The organism is Phenylobacterium sp. (assembly GCF_036501465.1).
Classification (GTDB): domain Bacteria; phylum Pseudomonadota; class Alphaproteobacteria; order Caulobacterales; family Caulobacteraceae; genus Phenylobacterium.
In genome coordinates this window covers 1-1,613 of the sequence record NZ_DASYAF010000065.1, presented here as the reverse complement: position 1 = coordinate 1,613, position 1,613 = coordinate 1, and the positions used below count along the sequence as shown (strand labels likewise).

Genomic DNA, 1,613 nt, shown 5'->3' with positions numbered 1-1,613 from the left:
TATTTCGCCGGCTTCTCGAGGGCCGCGGAGATCGGGGCGCTGCTGCGCGCCGTGGACGAGATCGAGGCCGGCCCCGATGTCGCGCAGCGGGCCGCCGAAGCCTGGATGGTGGGTGATCTGCGTCCTGAAGTCGAGGAAGTGCGCCGCCTGAGCCGCGTCTATCCCGACTACTATCAGGCGATCCTGGTGGCGCGGAACCGGCGTTGGGCGCCCCGGTTTCGCGCCATGCTGGACGGCGGCGGCACGACCTTCGTCCTGGTCGGCGGCGACCACCTGGTCGGCCCGGACAGCGTCCAGAATCAACTCGCGGCGGCCGGCATGCGGGCGCGGCGACTCTAGCGCTCCTTGCTCGGGACGCGACAGCATCCGGGAGATCAGAGCCGAAGCTCCATCCAGATGTCGACGCGGGCATAGTCCGACTCGATCCGCCGCATGCCGTCGAGTTCGCGGAAACCGAAGCCGCGGTAGAGGGCGAGCGCCGGCGCCAGCGCGCTGTTGGTCTCCAGATAGAGGCGCGGCGCGCCCGCCGCCCTGGCTTGCTCGATGCAGGCGGCCATCAGGGCGCGGCCATGGCCCCGGCCCTTGTGCGGCTCGGCCACCGCCATCTTGGCCACCTCGAAGCCGCCGTCGGTCATGGCCAGCAGCGCGCAGCAGCCGACCACCGCGTCGGCCTCGACCAGGAACAGGATCCGCCCGCCGCGGTCGATGATCTTGCTTTGCGGATCGTCCAGCACCTCGTGGTCCTTGGCCTCAAGCGCGAAATATTGCGTGATCCAGGCTTCGTTCAGCGCCTTGAAGGCGGGAGCCAGCTCCGGACGGTACTCGACGATCTGCATGGTCCGCATGCTAAGGCTTTCGCCGCCATGGCCAACCCCATCTACCAAGCCCTGCCGACCACCATCTTCGCCGTGATGAGCGGCCTGGCGCGCGAGCTGGGCGCGATCAACCTCGGCCAGGGCTTTCCCGACCAGCCGGGGCCGCTGGCCATTCGCGAGCGCGCGGCGTGGGAGCTTAAGGACGGCGACAACCAGTATCCGCCCATGCCGGGCCTGCCGGAACTGCGCCAGGCGGTGGCGGCGCACTATCGCCGCGCTCAGGGCCTCGAGCTGGACTGGGCGAGCGAGATCACCGTCACCTCCGGCGCCACCGAGGCCCTGGCCTGCGCCTTTCTGGCGCTGCTGCAGGACGGCGACGAGGCGGTGCTGTTCCAGCCGATGTACGATTCCTACCTGCCCATGGTCCGCCGCGCCGGCGGGGTCGGCAAGCTGGCGCGGCTCGAGCCGCCGGCCTGGCGCTTCGACCGCGCCATGCTGGAATCGGTGTTCAGCGAGCGCACCCGGATCGTGCTGCTGAACACGCCGCTCAATCCGGCCGCCACCATCTGCCCCGACGAGGACCTGGCTCTGCTGGCCGAGTTCTGCGTCCGCCACGATGTGATCGCCGTCTGCGACGAGGTCTGGGAGCATGTGGTCTTCGACGGCCGCGCCCACCGGCCGCTGATCGCCTATCCGGGCATGCGCGAGCGAACGGTGAAGATCGGCTCGGCCGGCAAGATGTTCGCGCTCACCGGCTGGAAGGTCGGCTTCCTGATGGCCGCGCCGCCCCTGACCCAG

3 protein-coding genes are annotated in these 1,613 nt (G+C 69.9%); 2 read left to right on the top strand and 1 reads right to left on the bottom strand.

Annotation, left to right across the window (positions count from 1 at the left end; translation table 11 throughout):
• Window positions 1-339: TraB/GumN family protein (locus VGL85_RS06710; protein ID WP_331587313.1), on the top strand; the 339-nt coding region annotated here is incomplete at its 5' end.
• 35 nt (window positions 340-374) lie between these two features.
• On the opposite strand, the gene VGL85_RS06705 is transcribed toward VGL85_RS06710, so the two are convergent.
• A complete protein-coding gene (locus tag VGL85_RS06705) occupies window positions 375-845 on the bottom strand; it encodes a GNAT family N-acetyltransferase (RefSeq protein ID WP_331587311.1) in 471 nt (156 codons plus the stop codon).
• An 18-nt stretch (window positions 846-863) separates the two neighbouring features.
• Between VGL85_RS06705 and VGL85_RS06700 the strand changes: the two genes are divergently transcribed.
• The coding region (locus VGL85_RS06700) for an aminotransferase class I/II-fold pyridoxal phosphate-dependent enzyme (protein ID WP_331587309.1) at window positions 864-1,613 on the top strand (750 nt) is incomplete at its 3' end.